Here is a 25,638-nt window from a genome sequence, read left to right as displayed (position 1 = left end):
GGAATTCTCTATTTTTGCCAATCTTGTAAGGCAACAATTAACGCCCGCACAGCTTTTTCAATGTTAGCTGGTGTCGTCGCCAGGTTAATTCTAATGTGGCCTTGACCACCTTGCCCGAACCAATCCCCAAAGTCTACGGCTAACTTAGCCTTTTGCTTCATAAAAACTTCTATGTCTTCAGGAACCACCAATGCACTTAAATCAACCCACATTAGGTAAGTTCCCTGTAAAGGTGAAACTTTGATTTCTGGAAAGACCTGCGTTAACTGGTCTTTGACATAATCAAAATTATCTTTAATCACAGCGAGCATATTATCGAGCCATTCCGCACCCTTTTCATAAGCAGCTTGGCCTGCAACATGCCCTAAAAGACTCCCCGCTGGTAAAACTTCTTTGACCACTTGTTGATCGAAATGGTCTCGTAGTTGCGGATTAGGAATCACAACATGACAGTTGTTTAAGGCGGCTAGGTTAAAGGTTTTCGATGGTGCATCCACCATAACCATAATGTCACGATAACGGCCATCAGCAATTGATAAAGCAGACACAAATGGCTTATCACCAACGATTAAATCATGATGAATTTCATCACTAATCACCCAAACTTGGTTCGCTTGGCACAAAGCCAAGAGTTGTTCTAATTCAGCTTCATCCCAGACGCGTCCGACTGGATTATGAGGACTACATAAAATTAAGAGCTTCACATGATTTTCTTTAATCTTTGTTTCAATATCTTGGTAATTAAAGCTGTAATTAGCTTGATCATCAACTTGTAATTCAGAAACTACTAGCTTACGGTGATTGTTTTCAATCACATTCATGAAAGGATAGTAAACTGGTTGGAGTACCATCACAGCATCATTTTCTTGCGTCAAGGTTTGTACCAAAGTAGCTAAGGCATTCACAACTCCTGGCCCAAGGCGCATCCATTCTTGGTGTACTTCAATACCATAACGTTCCTTTTGCCAGTTGATATAAGCATGGTAGTAGCTATCCGGCGCAAAAGAATAACCAAAGGCACCGTGACTAATTCGAGCTTGCATGGCATCAATTACGGCTTGGGGGGCCTTAAACTCTGTATCCGCAACCCACAAAGGCAAGAGATCATCTTGACCAAATTGACTCTTTAAGCCATCCCATTTAGCAGAATTAGTATTTTGTCGGGCAACGGCGTACTTTTCAATAAATTCAGTTTTATTCATTTTTCTTCATTCCTCCAATTCGTTTAACCGCATCCTCATAGACTTGATGTTTTTGTCCTACGGGTTTAACGCCTAAGATATCTAGGGCAAAGGTAAAGACGGGAATCCCAACAATCAAGCCCCAAACACCCCAAATATGTTCCGCAAAAAAGAGCACCACAAACGTGTAAAAGATTGGCAACTCTGTCTTACTAGACATTAATTTCGGGTTCAAAATGTAAGATTCTAAGGCATGGACCACTATCAACATGATTATAATGTAGGCAATATATTTGACTCCTCCCACAGAATAACCAATAAAGCAAAGTGGTACGGCTGAAATAATAACCCCTGCAACTGGAATTAAACTCAAAATGAAAACCATAATTCCTAGGGATAGAAGCTGAGGCATACCCATAAAGGCAAGAAATACGGTGGTAATCACAGTGTTGACAATAGCGATAATAAATTGTGCTTCTAAGACTACCCCAAAAGTATTTACAAAAGTTAAACCAAAGTGGCGAATATCCTGAAAGAACCAAGCATAAGGTCCCTTCAAAAAACTGCGCGAAAAGCTAAACATTTCTTCTTTTTCAAAGGTGTAAAAGAAACTCAACAATAAGGACATGACAAAGGTTAACCCCATCGTCCCAATATTACTAAGATAATGAATCAAGACACTCGCACCATTTTGAAAATATTTGAGTACCGTCGAACTCGAGGCATATGACCAAATATAATTAAACACTTCATTATTGGTTTTATTATCCGCATTATTTTTGTAAAAATCTAACACAGACTTAACCAAGATTGTAGATTGTTCGATTAAACGTGGAACATAATTGGTAATGGCGAAGTAAATACCCGCCATAAAAATTAAGTAAGTGATGATGACCGTAAGCTTATTGGGTAAATGCAGATGTTTTTTCATAATTGCTGATAAGCGCAACACTAAAAATGAAAAAATGAACGTTAAAAGAATATAACTCATCACACTTCTTACCAAGTATAGAACCGTAATTAATAATATTAATACAACCCACCGACGTAGACGTTCATTTTGGATAAACCTTTGCCATAAATCTGTTTTTGACATCTTATCCTCCCAAAAATTTATTTACTTTTATTTTACCCTTTTCCTTATTTTTTGTCCTAGAATTTTTTGTAAAAATTCAAAAAGCACCCCGCAAGGTGCTTTCTGTAACTTATTCCTTAGGTAAAGTATTGTCGTAAGTGTAGCTAATTCGGTAAGATTGCTTACTTCCACGTGGTAAGACAATGTTACCAAAGTTTTCGTGGTTAATCGCATCTGGTAAGGTTTGGGCTTCTAAGGCTACCCCTTCACCGGCTTTCCCTTCGGCCCCATGATCACGACTGTAGTAAACTCCTGGTTGGATTTCATGCATGGTGTACATTACTAAACCGTTACGGTCTGAATGAATCGTTACTTGGTCACCACTTTCGTCGTCCTTCAGGATAGCAATTGGAGCTGCCTTTAGACCTTGCCCATCAACGACAAAGGTATCATCAAACCCATGATTTTGCGCAATTGCCACTTGTAAGTTAGTCATTTTCCGGAAATCAAATGGGGTGTCAGTAACTTCTTTAACACGACCAGTTGGAATTAATTCGTCATCGACTTCCAATACTTCGTTGGCCTTTAAGTAAAGGGAATGGGTTGCTAAATCACTACGGTCACTCAAGTTAAAGTAGACGTGATTAGTTGGGTTAAATAAGGTATCATTACCTTCAGCCATGGCTGAAAAGGTAATTGTCACTCGATTTTGGTTATCTAAGGTATAGATAACAGTAGCTAACATATCACCTGGGAAGCCATCTTCTTTTTCCTTGATGGGGTGTTGGAAAATTACACTGGCACTATCTTCATTGCGGGAAGTGGTGTAGTTCCAGTTATAACTATTAAAGCCTGTTGGTCCACCATGCAAGGTATTACCGTTTTCATTTTGTGGCACTTGATATTGGCGGTCACCTATTTTAAACTTTCCGTCCTTGATACGACCGGCTACCCGACCAATAATTTGGGCAGTGCATAAACCATTGCTATAATAGCCTTCAACACTGTCAAAACTTAAAAGTAAATTCTTCTTAGAACCTGTAGCTGTTGGTACCAAAAATTCATTCCAGGTAGCTCCCATTGTTAAACAAGAAATTTCCACTCCGTTATCATTAACCAAATTTATTTTGGTAACGAGGTGACCTTGATAGTGTTCTGTTTCTGTACGATTAATTTCCATCGCAAATTCCTCCGTTCGTGCAACTCTTTACAAAAATCATTGTAGCTCAAAATGCTAAAAATTAAAAGCGTTTTCATGATAAAAATAAATTTTTTTGAATTTATCGCCAGTTATCAAATAAGTATTTTTAAGTATATTATAACAAATAAAAGTGTTATTTTTCTTTAAATGGTTATATAAAACCTTAATAATAAGTATTTATAATTAAAAGATTATTTTTTATTCAAAAACCCTTGCTTATTTCCAGGTGGAGGTGTATGGTTAGTTTGTCATCAAAAAAAGAAATCGTTTTATTTCTTAAACTTGGAGGTTTTATTATTATGGACAATACAGTTATCTCAAAAATCGAATCACGTTTGGAACACAGCAAAGTTTGGAAGATTAGTAACCAAGCCGGTCACTATCTGGAAGTCGTTTTCAAATATGATTTAGAAAACGAAATCCGCAACATTCGTAATTTCTCTTTTAATCGTTTTGAGTCGGAACAACTTAACGCCCTCTTATCAACAGTTGATAGTCTGGAGCAAAATTACCGGCTGGAACTTTCGCAAGAAAATATCGGTTCCGGATACCTGCCATTGTCCGCAGATAAAGCTCGTTCTTGCTTTACAGCCATTTAAATTCAGTTAAATACCAAAAAATCCATCCCAGCGCAGGGGATGGATTTTTAATTTCACTTAATTTTAGTCACGATCATCGTAACCATTTGGGTGTGTGGAGTGCCACTTCCATGCGGTTGCAATAATCTTCTTGATATCATCAAATTCTGGCTTCCAACCTAAAACTTCACGCGCTTTATCTGAAGCTGCAATTAAAGTGTCAGGATCACCAGGACGACGAGGAGCCATTTCAGCTGGGATAGTTTGACCAGTTACCTCACGTGCTGCCTCTAAGATTTGCAAGTTAGAAAAGCCAGTTGAAGAACCTAAGTTAAAGGCATTAGAGTCGTGACCTTGACGCAAGTAGTCCACCGCTAAAATGTGGGCATCGGCTAAGTCAAATGGGTGAACATAATCCCGGACATTGGTTCCATCAGGAGTATTATAGTCATCACCATAAATCATTAACTTATCACGCTTACCTTGGGCTACTTGAAGCACAATTGGTAAGAGGTGGGTTTCAGGACCATGGTCTTCCCCGATAGACCCATCAGGTTTGGCACCAGCCACGTTGAAGTAACGTAAAGCTACAAACTTAACCCCGTAAGCTTGATCCGCCCAACGCATGATTTTTTCCATCATTAATTTACTTTCACCGTACGGGTTAATAGGGTTTTGAGGGTCACTTTCTTGAATTGGCATCTTTTCCGGAATCCCATAAGTGGCGGCTGTTGATGAGAAGACAATCTTATTAACACCTACTTCTTGCATAACTTCTAGCAATTTTACCATCCCAGCAGTGTTATTATCAAAGTACTTCAAAGGATCGGTCATAGATTCTCCTACTAAAGAGAAGGCTGCAAAGTGAATTACCGCATCAATTTCTGGATTTTCCTTGAAAACTTGTCGCATAAAGTCTTTATCAGCCAAGTCTCCTTGATAAAACTTAGCCTTAGGATTCAAAGCTTTCTTGTGACCAGTAACCAAGTTATCAACAATCACTACTTCTTCTTTACCATTTGAAACTAAACGATCAACCGTGTGTGAACCGATGTAGCCGGCCCCACCCAATACTAATACTGCCATTAAAATGTCTCCTTTTTTATATATTTTAATGTTCATCGTTATCATACCATGATTGCGCATGGATTTCATCACTTTTTAAGTATTTTTACTAAATTTTTACTGAAAAAATAATGTTTTTACCAATTCATTTTAGCTCTTGTCGCTCCCTTAAAATTGTGGTTAACTTAAATTACTTAAAACTTTTCTGAAAGGAGGAATTATCATGGCCGAATTAATTTATCAACAAATTATCAAGAAAATTAAAAAGCAAATCTTCGCCCAAGAATTTGCGGATATGAAACTCCCTGACGAACGCAGTCTAGCTGAACATTATCGAGTCAGCCGTAGCACCATCAAGCGCGCTCTTAATCATATGGCTCAAGAAGGGATTATTTTTAAAAAGCGCGGTTCAGGCACCTTCATCAACCCCCTTTACCTAAAGAATAATACCGTCTTTAACTATGACAGTAGCTCTAATCTAGGTATTACCGATAGTTTCCAACACAATGGCCAAAAGCTAAAATTAAGGTTCTCGACTTTAAGGTTATCCCCGCTACCAAGGAACTACAACAAGATCTCTTCTTAGAAGAAGGTGAATTTGTCTATGAAATCATTCGTTTGCGACTTTTCGACGAAACCGCCTTTATGATTGAAACCGGCTATATTCCGATTAAGCTCTTGCCCGGCCTTAAAAAAGCTGATCTTAGTCACTCTATCTTTAACTTGGTTGAAAAAGACTTAAAACAAGCCGTCACTAAATCCTTTATGTCCGTTTATGCGGAACCTTCTAATCAAAAAGACCAAGAACTACTTAAGCTCGCCCCCACGGAACCCATCGGGGTCATGGAAGGGATTTTCTTCCTAGACAATGGGACACCCTTTGAATTTTCAAAAATGCGTCTCCACTACCGCTATATGAAATATAATTCTTTTGTAACTGTTAATTAACACCGTTAAGCCTTGATTTATCGGTGTTTTTAATTTTTATTTTAAAATTGGTACGTTCCAATGTTAAAAAAGGGTTGACTTTATTTTAGGATTGGTTATGATAAGAGTGTAGAAAATATTTAAACCGTTTACAGGAGGATACAAATTTATGTCAACTGATTACTCATCACAAGCATACTTAGATAAAGTCGACGCCTTTTGGCGCGCAGCCAACTACGTTTCCGTTGGTCAACTATACTTAAAAGATAACCCATTACTTCGCCGTCCAATCGAAGCTAGTGACGTAAAAGTTAAACCAATCGGGCACTGGGGAACAATCTCCGGGCAAAACTTCATTTACGCTCACTTGAACCGGGTGATTAACAAGTACGACTTAAACATGTTCTACGTTGAAGGTCCTGGTCACGGTGGTCAAGTGATGGTTTCTAACTCCTACCTTGATGGTAGTTACTCAGAAATCTACCCTGAAATTTCACAAGATGAAGAAGGAATGAAAAAACTCTTCAAGCGTTTCTCCTTCCCTGGTGGGGTCGCTTCTCACGCTGCACCTGAAACACCTGGTTCCATCCACGAAGGTGGGGAATTAGGTTATTCTATTTCTCACTCTGTAGGGGCTGTCTTAGATAACCCAGACTTAATCGTTGCCGCTGTAGTTGGTGATGGGGAAGCTGAAACAGGTCCTTTAGCTGCTTCATGGCAATCAAACAAATTCATCAACCCAATCAACGATGGTGCTGTCTTACCAATCTTAGACTTGAACGGGTTTAAGATCTCTAACCCTACTATTTTGTCTCGTGAAACCAACGAAGACTTACAAAAGTACTTCGAAGGGATGGGTTGGAAGCCATACTTTGTTGAAGGCGAAGACCCTGAAAAACTTCACCCAGTGATGGCTAAGGTCTTAGACGAAGCAATTGAAGAAATCAAGGCAATCCAAAAGAACGCGCGTGAAAACAACGATGCTACTATGCCACACTGGCCAATGATTATTTTCCGCACTCCTAAGGGTTGGACAGGTCCTAAAGAATGGGACAACGCCCCAATCGAAGGCTCTTTCCGCGCTCACCAAGTGCCAATTCCTGTGGATCAAAACCACATGGAACACATCGATGCTTTAGTAGAATGGCTCAAGAGCTACCGTCCCGAAGAACTCTTTGATGAAAACGGCCGTTTAGTTGAAGAAATTGCAGAAATCGCACCTAAGGGGGACAAGCGGATGGCCGCTAACCCTCACACAAACCCAGGTTCATTGATTCGCGATTTAATCAAGCCTGACTTCCGTGATTACGCGGTTGACACTACTACTCCTGGTCAAGAAGTTGCCCAAGATATGACTGTTTTAGGTAAATATGTAGAAGAAGTTATTCGTCTTAACGACAAGAACAAGAACTTCCGTATCTTCGGACCTGACGAAACTATGTCTAACCGCTTAGCTCCAATTTTCGAAGCTACTAAGCGTCAATGGTTACCAAACATCAAGGAACCCAACGATGAATTCTTAAGCCACGATGGTCGGATTATTGATTCACAATTATCCGAACACCAAGCCGAAGGTTTCTTAGAAGGTTACGTCTTAACTGGTCGTCATGGTTTCTTCGCAAGTTATGAAGCTTTCTTACGTGTTGTTGACTCCATGTTAACTCAACACTTCAAGTGGTTACGCAAGGCCAAGGAACAACCATGGCGCTCATACGTACCATCATTAAACGTAATTGCTACCTCAACTGTGTTCCAACAAGACCACAACGGTTACACACACCAAGATCCTGGTGTGTTAGGTCACTTAGCTGACAAGAAACCTGAATTCATCCGGGAATACTTACCAGCTGATGCTAACTCCTTATTAGCTGTCTTCGACAAGATTTTGAACGACCGTGAAAAGATTAACTTGGTAGTTTCATCCAAGCACCCTCGTCAACAATTCTACTCTGCTGCCGAAGCTAAAGAATTAGTTGACAAAGGTTTGAAGATTATTGACTGGGCTTCAACTGACAAGAACGCTGAACCAGACATCGTCTTTGCTGCTGCTGGGACCGAACCTAACTTGGAAGCCTTAGCTGCTATCTCAATCTTACACAAGAAGTTACCTGAATTAAAGATTCGCTTCATTAACGTAGTAGACATCATGAAACTTAAGAAGAGCGACCCTCGTGGCCTTTCAGATGCAGAATTCGACATGTACTTCACCAAAGACAAGCCAGTAGTCTTCGCCTTCCATGGTTACGAATCTATGTTACGTGACATCTTCTTTGACCGTCACAACCACAACGTAGCCTTCCACGGCTACCGTGAAAACGGGGATATCACCACACCATTCGATATGCGGGTCGTAAACCAAATGGACCGCTTCGACTTGGTTAAGTCTGCTGTCCTAAGCTTGCCAGATGCTGAAAAGTACGGCCAAATTGCTGCTGAAATGGACGCAACTGTGGCTAAGCACCACCAATTCATCCGTGATGAAGGGGTTGACTTACCAGAAGTTGAAAACTGGAAATGGGAAGCTTTAGACTAAAATAACATCAAATAAGCCTCGTGGCTTAACTAGCAAGACTAGTTAGCCACGGGGCTTTTGGTTTCTATTGTTCTTTTATTGTGTAATAGTTCGAATCACACGGGCGGGATTCCCCACCGCTACACTATTAGCGGGAATATCCTTAGTGACAACACTTCCCGCCCCAATCACGGAGCCAGCGCCAATCGTTACTCCTGGCAAAACTGTTACACTGCCACCTAACCAACAATTATCTTCAATGGTAATCGCTGCGGCTGCCTCTTTACCCGTATTGCGTTCCGCATATTTGAGCGGATGAATAGCCGTATACAAGCCACACTTAGGTCCCATGAAGACATTGTCTCCTAGCTTAATCGGGGCACAATCCATCAGATAACAATCAGTATTAATGTAAACACCCTCTCCCAAGGTAATATTAATCCCATAATCACAAGCGAAAGGTTGTTCAATATGCACCCGTCCTATCTCAGTCCCTAATAGCTCAGCTAAAATTTCCTTAGACCGTTGACGGTCAGCGGGATCAGTTTGATTGTACTTAAAGCACAAACTTTTTGCCCGACGTAACATCTGACTCATGGTTTGGTTACCCTGATACCATTCACCATTAATCATTTTCATAAATTCTACATCCATCTTTTCACCTCAAAACAAATCTAATTGGCGCGGTGGCATGGGCGCCAAATTCGCAAATTCCACACCTAATTCTTTTTGCAACATCAAAGCATTGTCTGCCGCATCTCCACCTGAATTATTGTTAAAAATGACACATACCTCACGGACCTTGGAAGTTAAATTTTGAACTTGCTGGGCCAAAGACTTAATTTCTGCCGGTGAATAACGATACAATGTCCGTTGGTTGCGCCAATCAGGACCTTGATTTTGCCACCCTGCTTTATTTAAACCATGAAGTCGTAAAATGGCTAAATCAGAGCTTGTAACCTCCAAATTAAAAGGTACCGAATTTCCACTAGTTTGAGATTCTTGAGCTGAAACCAAGATAAAGCCCTGTTGCCGACAAAAGTCAACCAGCCTAGTAGCCATTTCACCATGATACCAAGACTGATGACGTAACTCCAAGGCTAGAGGTAAATCACCCAAGGCTTGCCGTAAATAGCGCAGATAATGCCAACTTTTAGCTTGCGGATGAAAGTATGGCGGAAATTGTAAAAGTACCGCCTTGACTTGCTTAGTCGCTTTTAATGGCGCCAACACTTCTTGATAAGCCACAATACTTTTCTTAATGGCTTGACTCGAAACCTCTCTTTGGTGACCGGTAATGATTTTGGGCACTTTGGTAATAAATTGAAAACTCGTAGGCACTTGAGCTTGCCACGCTTGGATAGTCTCTTTAGCCGGTAAAGCATAAAAGAAGGTATCTACCTCCACAACAGGAAAGAAAGCGGCATATTGAGATAACTCTAGGGGCTTGACTTGCCCCAACAAACTTTGATGCTCACTCCAGGTGGTTAATCCGAGTGTAATCATCGTCCTAATTGCTTTGTAGAATGACGAATAACTAACTTCACCGGTAACTTAACCTTTTCATCAGCCAAATTATGGTCTTTGATGCGCGCAACTAAGCGGCGTAAGGCTAAATTCCCAAGGTGCATCACCGGTTGAGCCACAGTGGTCAAGGTAGGATTAAGATAAGCCGCTAAGTCAATATCGTCATAACCAACAATGGAGTAATCCTCTGGAATAGACTTACCTTTTTCTTGGAGACCATGGTAAAGCCCAATCGCAACTTCATCATTGATAGTCACAACTGCAGTAGCTTCACTATCAATCAAACTTTGAGCAACTTGATAACCACCTTCTTTAGTCATCGGGGTCGTTAAAACTAGCTTAGGATCAAAACCTATACCTGATTTCTCTAGAGCTTCTTTATACCCTCGTAAACGATAAGCTACATTAATCGTGGGTTTATCGCTATAAATTAAGGCAATTTTTTGATGACCTAAATCTAAAAGGTGTTGGACTGCTTGTCTAGCTCCATCTGCATCATCAGTGTAGAGACGGTCTCCTTCTGCTACCGGATTTTGATCAATCAAGATATAAGGAATCCCGTTAGACTTGAGAAGGTGATCAATAATATCTCTTTCAACCAATGGTGAAGCAATAATCATGCCATCTACAGAACGTTGGACTAATTGCTCGATATAGTTCCTTTCTAATTTCTGATTGTCTTCGCTCCCCAAAATTAAAGGAATGAACTGTTCTTCTTCAGCAGCTTGGCCAATCCCCTTTAAAAACGAAGTAAAGAAAGGATTAGACAGATCAGGTACGATAACTCCGATTGTCTTGGTTGAGCCCATAATGAGACTGCGGGCATTGTAATCTGGCACATACCCCATCTCATCACGGATTGCCAAGACCTTATCAATGGTCCTTTGACTGAAACGAGCACCTTTGTTGTTTAAAATTTGGGAAACAGTGGTTACTGAAACTCCAGCTTTTTGAGCCACATCGCTAATTCTAACCTTTCTTCTCAAAACAAGTCCTCTTTTCTACAAATTTATATTGTTTTTATTTTAGCAAAAAAAGCACATTTTGAGTATCCTTTTATTTTATTTTGGCACAAAAAAACCCAGAGATTACTCTCTGAGTTTCTAGGCAAGAAATTAATCTTAGCCGGCGTTGCCACCGTTCTTCTTGATGATTTCTTCTTGAATGCTCTTTGGAACTGGTTCGTAGTGGTCCATAGTCATTGTGAACGTACCACGACCTTGCGTTGCAGAACGTAAAGTAGTTGCGTAACCGAACATTTCTGACAATGGTACGAAGGCATTAACAACTTGCGTGTTACCACGAGCTTCCATACCTTCAATCCGTCCACGACGAGCAGTCACGTGACCCATAACATCACCCAAGTTGTCTTCTGGGGCAACGATTTCAACCTTCATAATAGGTTCAAGGATTACGGCACCACCCTTAGGAGCAGCGTTACGTAATGCTAAGGAAGCAGCAACCTTGAAGGCAGCTTCAGATGAATCGACATCGTGGTATGAACCATCGTATAACTTAGCCTTCACATCAATAAGTGGGTAACCTGCTAAGACCCCGTTTTGCATTGCTTCTTGTAAACCTTGTTCAACTGAAGGAATGTATTCACGAGGCACAACCCCACCGACGATGGCGTTTTCGAATTCGAAACCTTTACCTTCTTCATTTGGTGTAAATTCAACCCAAACGTCACCATATTGACCTTTACCACCAGATTGACGTACGAATTTACCTTGAGCTTGAACTTGCTTAGTAAATGTTTCACGGTAGGCAACTTGTGGTGCACCAACAGTAGCTTCAACCTTGAATTCACGCTTCATACGGTCAACAATGATGTCCAAGTGTAATTCACCCATCCCGGCGATAAGAGTTTCACCAGTTTCAGGGTTAGTTTCTGCACGGAATGATGGATCTTCTTCAGCAAGCTTTTGTAAAGCTACGTCCATCTTGTCTTGGTCAGCTTTTGACTTAGGTTCAACAGAAACTTGGATAACTGGTTCTGGGAATTCCATTGATTCGAGTAATAATGGGTTCTTAGGATCAGTTAATGAGTCCCCTGTTGTTGTGTCCTTTAAACCAATAGCAGCAGCGATATCACCAGAGAATACTTCAGGGATTTCGTTACGGTGGTTAGAGTGCATTTGCAATAAACGACCAACACGTTCACGCTTGCCCTTAGTAGCGTTCAAGACGTATGAACCAGCTTCTAAAGTACCAGTGTAAACCCGGAAGAATGTTAAACGACCAACGAATGGGTCCGTAGCAATCTTGAAGGCCAAACCAGCAAATGGCTTGTCATCGTCAGCAATTAATTCAACTTCTTCATCAGTTTCAGGGTTCTTAGCATTGTATGGCTTAACGTCCAATGGTGATGGTAAGTAGTCGTTAACCCCATCAAGCATCATTTGAACACCCTTGTTCTTGAAGGCAGAACCAGCAAAGACTGGGTACATATCAAGGTTTAAAGTTGCACGACGGATAGCAGCTTTTAATTCTTCCTTGGTAATTTCTTCACCTTCAAGGTATTTTTCCATTAAAGCTTCATCAACGTCAGCTACGGCTTCAATTAAAGCTTCACGACGGCTTTCAGCTTCTTCAAGGTATTCAGCAGGAATGTCAACAACATCCCATTCTGCACCCAATTCATCTTCATCGTATAAATCGGCCTTCATTTCAATCAAGTCGATAACACCTTGGAAGTTATCTTCCGCACCAATAGGCATTTGCATAGCAACGGCATTAGCTTGCAAACGATCCTTAATAGTGTCTACAGAGTAATCAAAGTTGGCCCCGATTTTATCCATCTTGTTAACGAAAACAATCCGTGGAACATCGTAAGTTGTAGCTTGACGCCAAACATTTTCTGTTTGTGGTTCAACCCCTGATTGTGCATCCAAAACAACTACGGCACCATCTAAAACCCGAAGAGAACGTTCAACTTCGATAGTAAAGTCAACGTGTCCTGGAGTATCGATGATGTTAATCCGGTTTTCCTTCCATTGCGCTGTAGTAGCGGCAGAAGTAATTGTGATACCACGTTCTTGTTCTTGTTCCATCCAGTCCATTTGTGAAGCACCATCGTGTGTTTCACCAATCTTGTGGATTTTACCAGTGTAGTACAAAATACGTTCAGTAGTTGTTGTCTTACCAGCATCAATGTGGGCAACAATACCGATGTTACGAGTGCGTTCCAATGGGAATTCACGTGTGTTAGCCATTGAGAATTTCTCCTTCCAAAATTGTATGACATTAGGCCAAAGCCTTGTCTTTATTATAAAACGAAATTGCTGTTTTTTCAAAAAAATGGCTACTATAGATTGTCATAATCGTATAATAGCCATCCGAAATATTACCAGCGGTAGTGTGCGAAGGCACGGTTGGCGTCAGCCATCTTGTGTGTGTCTTCACGCTTCTTCACAGAAGCACCTGTGTTGTTAGCTGCGTCCATGATTTCTTTTGCCAAACGTTCTGACATTGTGTGTTCCCCACGTAAACGTGAGTATTGAACTAACCAACGTAAACCTAAAGTTGTACGACGGTCTGGACGAACTTCAATAGGAACTTGGTAGTTAGAACCACCAACACGGCGAGCCTTAACTTCCAATACAGGCATAATGTTGTTCATTGCTTCGTCAAAGACTTCCAATGGATCGTTACCTGTAGTTTCCTTAATAATGTTAAATGCATCGTATAAAATCTTTGACGCAGTCCCACGCTTACCATCTAACATCAAACGGTTGATTAAGCGAGTAACCAATTTTGAGTTGTAAATTGGATCTGGGAGTACTTCACGCTTTGGTGCGGCACCTTTTCTTGGCATCTAAAATGACCTCCTCAAATGATAGTTACTTTTTAAGTAGTTTAATTTTTTCGATTAATTAGCTAAGTTAAGCTTATTTCTTAGGCTTCTTAGCACCGTACTTAGAACGACTTTGCATACGTCCGTCAACACCGGCAGTATCTAAAGCACCACGCACGATGTGGTAACGAACCCCAGGTAAGTCTTTTACACGACCACCACGAATTAAAACAACGGAGTGTTCTTGTAAGTTGTGACCAATCCCAGGAATGTAAGCTGTAACTTCGATTAAGTTAGATAAACGTACACGAGCGTACTTACGTAAAGCTGAGTTAGGCTTCTTAGGTGTCATAGTACCGACACGTGTAGCAACCCCACGTTTTTGTGGTGCGGAGTTGTTAGTTTGAACTTTTTTAAAACTGTTGTACCCGAAGTTTAAAGCTGGGGCGTTAGATTTTGAAGATTTAGACTTACGACCTTTACGAACTAATTGGTTAATTGTAGGCATCTAAAGCTTCCTCCTTCCTTTTTTCCTTAATAATTTAAGTACACACATCCAGGAGTTTCTTTTTTAGGTTAAAAAACTCCCACACATGCTGTGGTGTGCTAACTTGCTCACAGCCAGCACGTTCTTACTAAATTCTGTAAGAGAACTGTTCACATAAAGCACCTTTCATAGAATAACACGGCCTGGCAAAAAAAGTCAATCAAATTTAGTAAAAAATCAATTTTTTTGCGTATTTAATATATAGAAACCTTTTTAAGGAGTGATAAGATGATTTTGCTACATATTTTAATTTTTATTTTAGGCGCCTGTTTGGCTTCTTTTGCCCTTTGCCTAGCAAACCGTTTGGCTTGTGATGAGGATTTAGCGGCTCCTTCGCATTGTGATTTCTGCCAGCATCCCTTAACTCCTTGGCAACTCATCCCCATCGCAGGTTACCTTTTGCAAAGAGGACGCTGTCATTTTTGCCGACACCAACTCCGTACTCGTTATCCTCTGTCGGAATTAGGGGCAGGTTTGTATGTCTTACTTCTTTTCTTTAAGTTTGGTAATCCCACCATAACTTTTTTTATGAGTCTCTTTTTTGCTACCTGGACTTTGGTTTTAGCTTTAGAAGATCAAGCCACCACTAGTGTCACCAGCGCTTTTTTATTTGGTGGTGGACTCTTCTTGCTACTTTACTCCAAACGACACTGGAGCTGGCCTGCACCTATCACCTGGTTCAGTGCGGGACTTTTTTTACTTTGCCCCTCATACCTTTACTTTCGACAACAACTTGGTAGCGCTGATTTACTTTACCTCATCATTTGTCTGAGTTTTTTCGGTTTACCCAAGACCTTATGGATCACGGTGTTGGCTTGTTTAATCTTCCTAGCAACGGCTAATTATCAAACTAAACAACCAAAACAGCCCTTCTTACCTGCTAGGTGCCGCAGCTCTATTAATCTTGTTACTGACTTAGGCGAAAAAAAGTTCGTACCTCGACTGATACGAACTTTTCTTAGCAATTATTTTTGATTATTTTTCTTGGATAAGACAGAGTGGTGTAAGCCGTAGACAAAGTAAATTACCAAACCTAAAAGGCACCAGTAACCGGCGTAAGTTTTGGCTTCAATGTCTAAGCCCCAAAAGACGGCTAAGGACCCAATAAAGGCTAGGGCTGGTAAAACGGGGTAAAGTGGCATCTTAAAGCCAGGCATTGGTAAGTCCTTACCTTCCCGCTTTCGTAAAGCATAGATTCCCAAGGAAACGAACATAAAGGCAATTAAAGTTCCGGCAGAAACTAATTGCGATAAGGTTTCAAATGGGAAAAAGGCCCCTAAAATAATCGTGACAATGGTTAAAACCAATAAGGCATTATTAGGTAAGTTATTCTTATTTAACTTACCTAACCAGGCTGGTAACATTCCATCCCGACCGAAAGAGTAAAGTAAACGAGAACCTGCCAACATCATCCCAATGATAGCTGTAAACATCCCCAAAACGGCGATAGAAGTTACTACGGAAGCCACCACAGGATGACCAGCATGTCTCAAAGCCCAACCAACAGGTTCGGCGTTCCCGGCGTACTTCGTGTAGTGGAACATCCCAACTAAAACTAAGGAAACAGCCACAAAAAGAACTACAGCAATCACCAAAGAGCCTAAAATCCCACGCGGCATGGTCTTAGATGGGTTCTTGGCTTCTGCCGCATTCGCTGCAATAGAGTCAAAACCAATGTAAGATAAGAAAATTGAGGAAACCCCGGCGTAAATCCCTTGCCAACCTCCAAAGTGAGTGCCATCAGGATTAACTTTTGATTCAGGAATAAATGGGGTGTAGTTTTGTGTCTTAATAGCGGTTGCCCCTACCAATAAAAAGAGCAAGATGGCCGCCACCTTTAAAATTACCAAAGTATTTTGCACCCGGGCCGCTTCAGACATCCCACGTGAAACTAAGAAAGCGACTAACACCAAAACGATTAGGGCAAATAAGTCAACAACCCCACCGTTAGTTCCCACAGGATTTGATAATGATGCCGGCAAGGTAAGTCCTAAAGGCTCAATCAAACCTCTAAAATTAGCCGACAGTCCCGAAGCCACGAAGGCCACGGCAATAAAGTACTCAGCCAACAAAGCCCAGCCAACAACCCAACCAAAAAATTCACCAAAGATAACGTTCATCCAAGAATAAGCTGAACCTGCAAAAGGCATGGCTGATGACATTTCAGCATAAGCGAAAGCCACCAAACCAGCAACCACAGCTGCTACTAAGAAAGAAAGAGCAACTGCAGGGCCCGCATACTTCGCAGCAATAACCCCTGGTAAAGTAAAGATTGCTGTACTCACGATGGTCCCTACCCCTAATGCCAAGAAGTCCTTGGTTGTCAGAACTTGTCGCAAGTGCGAGTCTTTATTCTTATAAACTGAGACGTCTTCCTTAGCGAGCATACGCTTAAGAAATTTATTCATAATTTTTGCCTCCAAATAATATCTTAAAACTATTTATTCAATTTTAGCAAGTTGCTTTTAATTAGTCAACGATTAAGAAAAAATAGATTTCATCATTAAATTTTCACCAAGAAAATAATCCTATAATAACGGGCTTGATGACTACTCATTTTTCATAAAGAAAATAAAAAAGCTGTGCTTCTCTCAAAAAAAGCACAGCTTTTTGAAACTCAACGTGCAACCATTACATCACAGACGGCATTGCGCGTTACATAGTCCGTAACCGCCCCCATCAAAGCTCTCTCAACCACATTCATTCCCGTCGGTCCCATGACAATTAAATCTGTGTGGTGGTCCAAAGGAAATTCTTTAGCAACAATAGTTCTTGGCGTCCCGAAACGAGCGTGAATATCCACAGCGTCTAAACCATTGGCTTTGACTTCTGCTTGTAATTTTTCTAGATATTCATTAACATCTTCAAATGATTGATATACAACATCGCCGTTAGCATCCACCATTCCGCCGAAACTCATGGAGAATTGTTTTAGGTCGATGACATTCAATAAATCAACATGGCCTTGGTTACGCTTAGCAATTTCTGTTGCGGTTTTCAAAGCATTTTCCGCCGTTTTTGAACCATCAACTGGTACCAAGATGTTTTTGTATTCCATTGTCATAAGATGACCCCCTCATCACTTTTATCCTACTTCTATTATAACATAAAATCACTTAAATATATAGTTTGAAAGGGCTTAGCACATTGAAAACATAGGCCTTTACTCAAATTGGCGTGCCCGCGCCCGAATCCAAACTAGATTAGTCAAAATGTCATTATGATTAGCGACCTGCTCATTGAATTCCACTAACATTTGTCTATATAATGGCACGTCATCTTTAAGAACTTTTAGTTCTAACCTAAAAGATTTACAAAGGTTTTGATAAATTAAATGACTGTATTGTTCATCCCCGTTATTGATATAGGTAATTGCCCTTTGTGCTTCATCACGATATAACTTAGCTCGACTGACATAATATTCTTTTTCCATGGAACAACCCCCTCACACGGTTTTTGTTTGCGCTTTCATAGATATTTTAGTATGCATTTCTGAAACTTTCAAGCATTCTTTTCAAAAAAAGAAGCCTACCGTTTACGATAAGCCTCTACCTTTATTTCAAAATTTTTTGTGCCACTAAGTTAGTAAATTTGTCTGTCCCAACCTTATTGGGGTGGACATCATCATTATAGAACCAACTTTCATGCCCATTACTATAATCATACCAGTCGATTACATGAATGTTTGGATATTTGCGACCTGCTTCTTTAATTCCTTTATTAACGGAGTTTTGCCAACTCTTTGTCGGAACATGAACATTTACCCAGTAAACCTGTCGTTTACCCAAAACCTCCATAATTTGAGCTAATTGTTCCTCATTAAAAGCGCCATTCGTCCCCTCTACCAATAAGACCGTATCCGCTAAGTGCCCTTGAGCCTGTAAGTTTTTCAACACATCAGGTACCATATAAACTTGGCGCCCGACTTGGGCATCGACATACATCTGCGGAAAAATATCTTGTAAACTAGGACTCGTAGCCGCTAAAACGGAATCTCCAACTGCTGTTAAAGACATATTTTGTGCCTGATTAATTTGTTTTTGAGTCAGTTGCTTTTCTAAATTAGCTTGAACCTTCTTAGAAGCTTCGCCTTCGTTTGATTATTCTTCTTAGTTTGCGCTTGGTTCTTAGCAATCGTCGCTTGCACAGGATTAGCTTGCATTTGATTGGACTTAGGTTGCATCAAAGCACCAATGAGTGCCACCATAACTACTAAACCAGCAATACTCAAAGCATATCTACGAGGCATGTGCACCGTATCCTTGCGGAATGCTTCCCGGATTACCGATAATGTTTGACGGTAATCAAAGAATTGCAACGGCCGTTCTAAGTAGCGGTAAGAAAGCTCTGAAATCACCAAAATTAAAGCAATTTCGATAACCGCATTTAAAATAGGATGATTACCAACCTTGACTTTACTTTCATAAAAAATCATCACCGGAAATTGGTAAAGATAAATGCCGTAACTTCTTTTTCCAATCCAAGTAAAAAGCGGATTGGTGAAGAGACGGTTAAAGTCACCTCCAGGATGTGCCACAATTGCCACCAACAAGGCAGAAAGAATGGAGAAGAAAAACATCCCCATGTGATAAATCCCCGAAGCTTGAGCGGAGGCAAAAATAAAGCTTAAAATAATCCCCGCCAAAGCAAAGGCACCAATTCCATCTAAAAAGCGCCGGTGTCCTGTATTAACTTGCGGCCGTAATTTAGTACTTGGCCAAACAAAAGCTAAGGCGGCTCCAATGAGGATTGCAAACATACGCGTATCAGTACCATAATACAAGCGCGAGGGGTCGCCACCATGATACAGCAGAGCCATCTCGAGTGCAGAAATGAAGGCTCCTAAAAAGATTATTAGGGCAATCATGCTCTTCTTTTTAATAAAAGCTAACAATAAGATCACTAATAGCGGCCATAACAAGTAAAACTGTCCTTCGATTGATAAGGACCACAGGTGCGTAAAGGGAGATTCACCACCAAAGTGCGCAAAATAGGACTCATGGTGCTTAATTTGAAACCAGTTGTAAACATAAAAAACGTTACTTAAAATTATCCCTCGAATATTTACCAACAGGTTGCGTTGGAAAAGTGTTATGTAAGCACTCGATACCAAAACCATGGTTAATAAAGCCGGGTATAAACGCCGAAAACGACGTAGATAAAAATCTTTAATAGAGATAAAGCCTCGTTCTTCTTTTTCCTGAATTAGCAAATCAGTGATTAGGTAACCCGAAACAACGAAGAAAATCGGCACTCCCAAAAAGCCCCCCGGCAAACTTTGTGGCAGAATATGATATAAAATCACGCCAATCACCGCTAAAGTCCGTAACCCATCAAAGCCCGTGATGTAGCGACTGCTTTTCAATCTCTTTCCCATAATTACTTATTCCTTTCTCGAATAACTCCATTAACTTATTATACGCGTTAAAATTTCGAAGTTCAATTGCGGCCAAGATAAGATTTTAATATTTTTACACACCAAAAAGTCAGGAAGCTAAACCTCCTGACACTAAACTTTACAACCAGTGAAATATAACCACGACAAGCGGTAAAAGGGACGTCCCGCCTAAAAAAGCCCATTGCCATTTAGGCAAAACATCTGCTTTTTCTTGCGTACGGGGGCCTTTTTCAACAAAACCTAAGGCTCGCATGGCTTGGGCACTATCACGGGACCAGGTTAAAGCTGTAATGATAACCCTCAAGTACAAACCTGGTTGATAATAATGATAACTTTTTCCCCTAATTTGGGCTGAATATTTAATCACACCTAATTGCTTTTTGATACGACTCAACATATTCATAGCAGCTAAACCACCATAAACAAAAGCTTGAGGTAAATGCAAGTGTTGTTCCAAGCTTATTAGTAATACATCAATTTTAGTAGTCAACGTCAACAGCATTCCCAAACTCAAGTAAGCATAAATCCGACTAGCATAAATCCAGGCTAAGTACACACGCGCTCCTTGACCAAAATAGTAAAAAGAAAGAAAGGAACCTAAACTTAAGGGAAAGGTTATTAAAAAGACTAACCCTATCGTTTTAAAGTTGGCTTTATGATAGGCTAAGTAGCCTAAACTTAACAACAGTACCAAAAGGTTATAACTAATGCTCTTAATAAAAGCTAGACAAAGACCTTGACTTAAGAGTAGAAGTAACATGATAGTGGGATTCAATTTAAATTTCATCGTTTCACCATCCTAACTTTTGATGCTCCAAACGAAGCTGATAGTCTAAATAAGGGGTAATTCCCATTAATTGGTGTGAAATCACTAAAGTCGCGATTTGCAAATCAACAGTCACAGTCTGTAACTCCTCCAAGACCGGCTTTAGACTTACCTGATCCAAACCGCTAAAGGGCTCGTCAAGTAACAAGACTGGTGGACTCATAATCAGCATCCCTAGAATCTGCAGACGTTTTTGTTGACCACCGGAAAGCTGGTAACAAACTTGGTCATTTAAATCCCACAGACCAAAGGCTTGTGCTACTGCTTGCACGCGCGCGGGCGTCCAGTACTCTGGGTGGTGACTCTTTTTTAGTGAGAGAGCTAATTCCTCAGCTACCGTCAATTTTACAAACTGATCTAAACTATTTTGAAAGACAATTCCGACCAACCTAGCCCACTTTTTTGCTTTTGTCCGCGCTAAGTCCTGCTTATCAAAAATAATTTTACCATGGTAAGAATTTTGCTTGATTAAGGCCTTAAAAAAAGTCGACTTGCCCACTCCATTTTGCCCAGATAAAAGGCCAATTTTCCCACGACCTAAACGATAACTACTGTCAATTACCAACTGTCGTTTTCCCGCCCACAACTCTATGTTGCACCAGGATAAATCACCAGTTAAATCAGGAGCTAGTGGTAAATTCACAGCTGGCTTTTTGACTTCAGCTAATATAGTACGATTAACCTCATGAAGTGTTTGGTCTAATTGAAAAACATGGTCAACATAGGCTTGATAATCAGATAAATCATGATCACAAATCAAAATCGTTTTACCTTGCTTGACTTGTAGATCTCGCAAAAGTTCCAGTAGTCGCCGTCGCTCCTTTAAATCAATGTTGGCGAAAGGTTCATCTAAAATAATAATTTCACTCCCCATAGCTACCACACTGGCAAGCGCCACTCTTTGCAGTTCACCACCGGATAAAGTTAGTAAGTCCCGATCTAAAAAAGCGGTTAAGTTGAATTGCTGACAAACCTGTTTGATCCTATCATTAATCTCAATCAGCGGTAGATTTAAATTAGCTAAAATAAAATACAATTGTTCCCGAAACGTAGTCATAACAATTTGCTGGCGAGGATTTTGAAATAATAAAGCTATTTTAGTAGCCCTTTTAGCAGCACACATAGTTCCAACTTCTTGTCCATCTAACAGTACCTGTCCCTGGCTAATCTGGCCACCAAATTCTGGATAAAGACCAGTTAAAAGTTTTAAAAATGTTGATTTACCAGCTCCCGACTGACCAATCAAAAGGCTAATCTTTTGAGTAGGTAAGGTAAAATTTAAGTCGCGCAACACCGCCTCACCTTCAACTTGATAGGTAAAAGTCAAATTTTTTACTTGCAAACTTGTCATTAGCGTAAAAACCCAGCTTTCTTAACGGCTGCTTGAATCATAGCTACTAACACCCCTGAAAAAAGACCAATGGATAGCAGACGTAAAATAAACAGCTGCACTAGCATGCCGACTTGATAATCTAAATAACCATCTTGGAATAAGGACCAGGCAAACGTCACTACCGTGGTGGTCAACACGGATAAACTAAGTCCAAGTTTACCGAAGTTTTTATATCCCGTTAAAGCAAACCCTAATTCTGAACCTAATCCTTGATAGAGACCAGAAATCAGGTTAGCTGCTCCCCAACTAGAAAATAGAAACATTTCGACTGTTGCGGTTAATAATTCCCCGATAAAAGCTCCTCCAACTTTACGTAGCAAAGTTCCAGCTAGAGGACCGGCCATCGTCCACACACCCAGAGTTAAATCATTGGCATAAGGTTTTAAAGGTGTGGCCGCTAAGGCATAATAGGCATAACTCCAAACCTGATAGATAATTCCTAAAAAGATAGCAATAATTGCTAAAAAAATCACACTTTGAACATCCCACTTTTTCTTTGACATTGTCAAAACCTCGTTTCCTATAATTTTGATCATGGTTGAGCTAAAAAAGTCCAGACTGCTTTGATAGTCTGGACTTCTCATTGTCTTTTTTACACATAGTTCCCTCCGCTGATGTTAATCAGATCAGGTTCAATGGGTATTTCTCAGCCAGAAGGCACCCCAACTATCATCAATTATTTTCTTTATAACACCTGCATTTTATCATAGTACATCTTCTTTAGCAAACGTTTTCTTGATTTTTCAAAAGAAAAACGGCCCTCATTAGGACCGTCAAAATGCCGCTGGCAGGAGTCGAACCTGTACTGGGAAAACCCAACAGCGACCTGAACGCTGCGCGTCTGCCAATTCCGCCACAGCGGCATGAGTATTAAAATACTCAATAATCATACTATATTCCCGCTAAGAGGTCAAGGTCCACCAGTGCTTACTTTGAATTTTTTAGTAAAGCAACGGCCGTCCCATATCCATGCAAAATCATGTACTTAGGACCCACGGCCACTCGGGCAATCTCTGGTACAAAACTGACATCAATGACCCCATCAGCTCCGAGGGCTTCCGCCCGTTTACCTAAGATTTCTTTGACTTTTTCGTAAAGATTGTCGTAATCAGCAACTTGATCAATTTCATCCGGTTGTAAAGTTTTTTTGACGGTGGCATTCACCACACCTTTAATCGCATAACTACTCCGCAAATCACCGGTAATTAAAAACATCTACCTCACCTCTTCGTATAACTTTTAACTTTAATTTTAGAGGATTGAGCGAATTTTGACAAGGTTTACATAAAAAGACGGTAGTTACCCTGACTAATCGTAATTTCTTCACTTTGACTGGCAACCCGATGCTTGGATAAAAGCGTCTTTAACATCTTTTCTAAATGCTGACTTTCCCTAATTTGCTCAATTAAATCTGTCTTGACCCGCAGATACATCTTTTCCCGCTTAGTTGGAACCTTAAAAATTGTAAAATCTGCCTCTTGCTTAACTGCATTGGCGAATAAATCCCGAATAAAACGACTTTCGCGCTCCATACTTGCCATCTTCTTTCTTTTGAATTCACCTCCATTTTAATCCCGTAATAAAAATTTGCAAGCAAAAAGCCGGAACCTAGACTCCGACTTGCGATAATTATTTAACTAATTCTGCGATGGCTTCCGCGTAAATTGCTGTGGCTTTTAATAAGCCATCTACTGGCATAAACTCGTCCGCTTGGTGCATAGTATCAGGTACCCCTGGGAACATAGCCCCAAAGGCCACCCCACGCTTCATTAAACGTCCATATGTTCCTCCACCGACAACCATACCGTGAGCTTCTTGGCCAGTTTGACGACGATAAACCCCTAATAAAGTTTCTACTAATGGGTCAGATGGGTCTACGTAGTGTGGTACTTGAACCCGACCTTGGTCAAGGGTAACCCCCATCGGAGTCACTACTTTTGCTAAACCTGCTTTGATATCTGTTTCATCCATACCTTTAGGGAAACGGAAGTTCAAGGTGATTTGCCCTCCCTTACCAGCTTCAAAAGCAAAGATACCAGCATTCATCGTTAAGTCACCCATCACATCATCCGTAAAGTTAATTCCAAAGTTTTCCATCCGAGAATCTTGGTGTAAGTAGTTGGCTGTAAAGTCTAAGTAATTCTTAGCGTCAGCCCCAAAGGCAAAGTCCTTTAAGAATAAAGCCAAGTAAGTCCCAGCGTTTTCACCATTACGTGGTTCTTGAGCATGGGCAGCTTTTCCGATGAAACTAATTTCCAAATTAGTTCCAACTTCCTTAACTTCAGCTTCCACAGGTTTGTCCGCCACAAAAGCAGCTAGAGCTTCTTTAACTGATGCTAAGTCTAAACCGGCTACTACAGCTTGCGCATCACGTGGTACCATGTTTTCACGTAAACCACCATCAAAGGAAAGCAATTGTACTTGAGCATCGTTTTGACCAGGAAAATTCAACACAAAGCTAACATTTCCCTTTTCACCGTTAATAATTGGGAAGAAAGCATCTGGTGAAAAACCAAAGTCAGGTTGGGGCATCTTTTCAAAGTAGCGCGTCATTCCACGCCATTGACTTTCTTCGTCAGTCCCCAAAATAAAACGAATCTTCTTATTAACAGGTAAGCCTAATTCCTTCACAATTTTCAAACCGTAGTAGGCAGCCATACTTGGACCCTTGTCATCAGAGGCTCCACGAGCATAGAGACGACCATCTTCAATGGTTGGTTCAAAAGGTTTCTTGGTCCAACCCTTACCGGCTGGCATTACATCCACGTGTCCTAAAATTGCCAAGGTTTCATCACCTTCACCATAGGCAATGTGACCTGCTAAGCCATCTACTTCTTGAGTTTCAAAGCCATCACGACGACCAATTTCTAAGAACTTGTCCAAAGCTTCCTTAGGACCAGGACCCAAAGGTGCTTCATCCGTCCCTAAACTTTCGTCACGGACACTTTCGATTTTAAGCATCGTTTGCAAATCAGCCAATAAATCGTCTTTTCTTTTTTCGACTTCTTTTGTCCAATCAATTGTCATTTAATTATTCCTCATTTCTTATTGAGTATACAAAACCATTGTAGCACACTCAGAATAAATGTCAGTACTTGTAACCTGAAAATTCCTAAATTCTGGTCCAAACGCATACCATGGTAATGTTATAATAGGTCTAAAAAGTTATTAGGAGGACCTTATGTTGTTACTCACTACTGATATCTTATCTCAGGTTATTACTCCGCGCCCCTTACTAAGCCATAAGGGGAACTTCGGACGGGTACTAGCCATTGGTGGTTCCTTGAATTTTGGTGGCGCAATTATCATGGCCAGTCAAGCTGCCGTTTATGCAGGAGCCGGTTTAGTTTCTTGTGCTACTAATCGTGCTAATCTATCTGCTCTGCATGCCCGTTGCCCTGAAGTCATGTTCCTTGACTATCATGATCAAAAACAAACCTTATCAGCAATTCAACAAAACGACGTCATTATTATCGGACCTGGACTTGATTTAGATGACTTCGGATTCGAACTTTTATCATTGGTTTTAACCTATGCTAAAGAAGATTGCCCCGTAATTATTGACGGTTCAGCTATTACCCTTCTAAGTCAACATCCCTTTTTAGTCAACTA

General features: G+C 40.6%; 23 protein-coding genes, 1 tRNA gene, 2 pseudogenes and 1 riboswitch. Of the genes and pseudogenes, 5 read left to right on the top strand and 21 right to left on the bottom strand.

Annotated features, from left to right (window positions below; translation table 11 throughout):
* Window positions 1–8 precede the first annotated feature (8 nt).
* The 3 genes from JCM10991_RS05440 to JCM10991_RS05430 form a co-directional block, all read right to left on the bottom strand.
* Window positions 9–1,202 carry a MalY/PatB family protein gene (locus JCM10991_RS05440; protein ID WP_025020795.1) on the bottom strand — a complete coding sequence of 398 codons (1,194 nt, stop codon included), beginning with the start codon at window positions 1,200–1,202 and terminating at the stop codon, window positions 9–11.
* On the bottom strand, window positions 1,195–2,277 hold the full coding sequence (locus JCM10991_RS05435) for an AI-2E family transporter (protein ID WP_035188151.1): 1,083 nt from the start codon (window positions 2,275–2,277) through the stop codon (window positions 1,195–1,197). Before JCM10991_RS05435 ends, JCM10991_RS05440 begins: the two co-directional genes overlap by 8 nt.
* 109 nt (window positions 2,278–2,386) lie before the next feature.
* Complete coding sequence (locus JCM10991_RS05430) at window positions 2,387–3,436, bottom strand: aldose epimerase family protein (RefSeq protein WP_023859690.1); 1,050 nt, start codon at window positions 3,434–3,436, stop codon at window positions 2,387–2,389.
* Between the two features lie 320 nt (window positions 3,437–3,756).
* Here JCM10991_RS05430 and JCM10991_RS05425 point away from each other — a divergent pair, with 320 nt between their 5' ends.
* Window positions 3,757–4,056 (top strand): hypothetical protein, encoded by a 300-nt coding sequence (locus JCM10991_RS05425; protein ID WP_025020793.1) that lies wholly within the window; start codon window positions 3,757–3,759, stop codon window positions 4,054–4,056.
* A 63-nt stretch (window positions 4,057–4,119) separates the two neighbouring features.
* Here JCM10991_RS05425 and galE read toward each other — a convergent pair whose 3' ends face one another.
* Window positions 4,120–5,121 (bottom strand): UDP-glucose 4-epimerase GalE, encoded by a 1,002-nt coding sequence (galE, locus tag JCM10991_RS05420; protein ID WP_025020792.1) that lies wholly within the window; start codon window positions 5,119–5,121, stop codon window positions 4,120–4,122.
* Between the two features lie 202 nt (window positions 5,122–5,323).
* Between galE and JCM10991_RS12770 the strand changes: the two are divergent.
* A pseudogene (locus JCM10991_RS12770) lies at window positions 5,324–6,048 on the top strand (GntR family transcriptional regulator).
* A 148-nt stretch (window positions 6,049–6,196) separates the two neighbouring features.
* Window positions 6,197–8,560, top strand: a complete 2,364-nt coding sequence (locus tag JCM10991_RS05410; RefSeq protein ID WP_023859686.1) for a phosphoketolase family protein — start codon at window positions 6,197–6,199, stop codon at window positions 8,558–8,560.
* A gap of 75 nt (window positions 8,561–8,635) precedes the next feature.
* On the opposite strand, the gene JCM10991_RS05405 is transcribed toward JCM10991_RS05410, so the two are convergent.
* The 6 genes from JCM10991_RS05405 to rpsL all read right to left on the bottom strand — a co-directional run bounded on the left by JCM10991_RS05405 (window position 8,636) and on the right by rpsL (window position 14,370).
* Window positions 8,636–9,193: a sugar O-acetyltransferase gene (locus tag JCM10991_RS05405; protein ID WP_023859685.1), complete on the bottom strand. Its 558-nt coding sequence runs from the start codon at window positions 9,191–9,193 to the stop codon at window positions 8,636–8,638.
* Window positions 9,194–9,202: 9 nt separating this feature from the next.
* Window positions 9,203–10,045 (bottom strand): DUF72 domain-containing protein, encoded by an 843-nt coding sequence (locus JCM10991_RS05400; RefSeq protein ID WP_023859684.1) that lies wholly within the window; start codon window positions 10,043–10,045, stop codon window positions 9,203–9,205.
* Entirely contained in the window at window positions 10,042–11,052 is a 1,011-nt protein-coding gene (gene rbsR, locus JCM10991_RS05395) for a ribose utilization transcriptional repressor RbsR (protein ID WP_025020791.1), read from the bottom strand. Before rbsR ends, JCM10991_RS05400 begins: the two co-directional genes overlap by 4 nt.
* 135 nt (window positions 11,053–11,187) lie before the next feature.
* Window positions 11,188–13,281 carry an elongation factor G gene (gene fusA, locus JCM10991_RS05390; protein ID WP_023859682.1) on the bottom strand — a complete coding sequence of 698 codons (2,094 nt, stop codon included), beginning with the start codon at window positions 13,279–13,281 and terminating at the stop codon, window positions 11,188–11,190.
* A gap of 131 nt (window positions 13,282–13,412) precedes the next feature.
* Window positions 13,413–13,883, bottom strand: a complete 471-nt coding sequence (gene rpsG, locus JCM10991_RS05385) for a 30S ribosomal protein S7 (RefSeq protein WP_023859681.1) — start codon at window positions 13,881–13,883, stop codon at window positions 13,413–13,415.
* Between the two features lie 73 nt (window positions 13,884–13,956).
* On the bottom strand, window positions 13,957–14,370 hold the full coding sequence (gene rpsL, locus JCM10991_RS05380) for a 30S ribosomal protein S12 (RefSeq protein WP_023859680.1): 414 nt from the start codon (window positions 14,368–14,370) through the stop codon (window positions 13,957–13,959).
* A 267-nt stretch (window positions 14,371–14,637) separates the two neighbouring features.
* Between rpsL and JCM10991_RS14400 the strand changes: the two genes are divergently transcribed.
* Window positions 14,638–15,384 carry a prepilin peptidase gene (locus tag JCM10991_RS14400; RefSeq protein WP_025020790.1) on the top strand — a complete coding sequence of 249 codons (747 nt, stop codon included), beginning with the start codon at window positions 14,638–14,640 and terminating at the stop codon, window positions 15,382–15,384.
* On the opposite strand, the gene JCM10991_RS05370 is transcribed toward JCM10991_RS14400, so the two are convergent.
* The 11 genes and pseudogenes from JCM10991_RS05370 to pepV form a co-directional block, all read right to left on the bottom strand.
* A complete protein-coding gene (locus JCM10991_RS05370) occupies window positions 15,375–16,817 on the bottom strand; it encodes an APC family permease (RefSeq protein ID WP_023859679.1) in 1,443 nt (480 codons plus the stop codon). The genes JCM10991_RS14400 and JCM10991_RS05370 overlap by 10 nt on opposite strands.
* A gap of 209 nt (window positions 16,818–17,026) precedes the next feature.
* Window positions 17,027–17,473, bottom strand: a complete 447-nt coding sequence (locus tag JCM10991_RS05365; protein ID WP_025020789.1) for a universal stress protein — start codon at window positions 17,471–17,473, stop codon at window positions 17,027–17,029.
* 99 nt (window positions 17,474–17,572) lie between these two features.
* The gene (locus JCM10991_RS05360) at window positions 17,573–17,842 is read right to left on the bottom strand and encodes a hypothetical protein (protein WP_025020788.1); all 270 of its coding nucleotides are present in this window, start codon (window positions 17,840–17,842) and stop codon (window positions 17,573–17,575) included.
* 121 nt (window positions 17,843–17,963) lie between these two features.
* Window positions 17,964–19,786 (bottom strand): annotated as a pseudogene (locus tag JCM10991_RS12760) (acyltransferase family protein).
* A gap of 139 nt (window positions 19,787–19,925) precedes the next feature.
* Window positions 19,926–20,594: a CbiQ family ECF transporter T component gene (locus JCM10991_RS05350; RefSeq protein ID WP_025020787.1), complete on the bottom strand. Its 669-nt coding sequence runs from the start codon at window positions 20,592–20,594 to the stop codon at window positions 19,926–19,928.
* 4 nt (window positions 20,595–20,598) lie between these two features.
* On the bottom strand, window positions 20,599–21,984 hold the full coding sequence (locus JCM10991_RS05345) for an ABC transporter ATP-binding protein (RefSeq protein WP_023860262.1): 1,386 nt from the start codon (window positions 21,982–21,984) through the stop codon (window positions 20,599–20,601).
* Window positions 21,984–22,529, bottom strand: coding sequence for an ECF transporter S component (locus tag JCM10991_RS05340; RefSeq protein WP_025020786.1), 546 nt, complete (start codon window positions 22,527–22,529; stop codon window positions 21,984–21,986). Before JCM10991_RS05340 ends, JCM10991_RS05345 begins: the two co-directional genes overlap by 1 nt.
* 83 nt (window positions 22,530–22,612) lie before the next feature.
* A riboswitch (TPP riboswitch) is annotated at window positions 22,613–22,701 on the bottom strand.
* Window positions 22,702–22,805: 104 nt separating this feature from the next.
* Window positions 22,806–22,889: transfer RNA gene (locus tag JCM10991_RS05335), tRNA-Leu, on the bottom strand.
* 64 nt (window positions 22,890–22,953) lie between these two features.
* Window positions 22,954–23,241: a hypothetical protein gene (locus tag JCM10991_RS05330; protein ID WP_023860260.1), complete on the bottom strand. Its 288-nt coding sequence runs from the start codon at window positions 23,239–23,241 to the stop codon at window positions 22,954–22,956.
* A gap of 65 nt (window positions 23,242–23,306) precedes the next feature.
* Window positions 23,307–23,567: a hypothetical protein gene (locus JCM10991_RS05325; RefSeq protein WP_025020785.1), complete on the bottom strand. Its 261-nt coding sequence runs from the start codon at window positions 23,565–23,567 to the stop codon at window positions 23,307–23,309.
* Window positions 23,568–23,655: 88 nt separating this feature from the next.
* Window positions 23,656–25,053, bottom strand: coding sequence for a dipeptidase PepV (pepV, locus tag JCM10991_RS05320; protein WP_023860258.1), 1,398 nt, complete (start codon window positions 25,051–25,053; stop codon window positions 23,656–23,658).
* A 154-nt stretch (window positions 25,054–25,207) separates the two neighbouring features.
* Between pepV and JCM10991_RS05315 the strand changes: the two genes are divergently transcribed.
* The coding region (locus JCM10991_RS05315; RefSeq protein ID WP_025020784.1) for an ADP-dependent NAD(P)H-hydrate dehydratase at window positions 25,208–25,638 on the top strand (431 nt) is incomplete at its 3' end.

This window comes from Ligilactobacillus equi DSM 15833 = JCM 10991 (genome assembly GCF_000615765.1).
GTDB classification, from domain to species: Bacteria; Bacillota; Bacilli; order Lactobacillales; family Lactobacillaceae; genus Ligilactobacillus; species Ligilactobacillus equi.
This window is presented reverse-complemented; position numbering and strand designations above follow the sequence as displayed.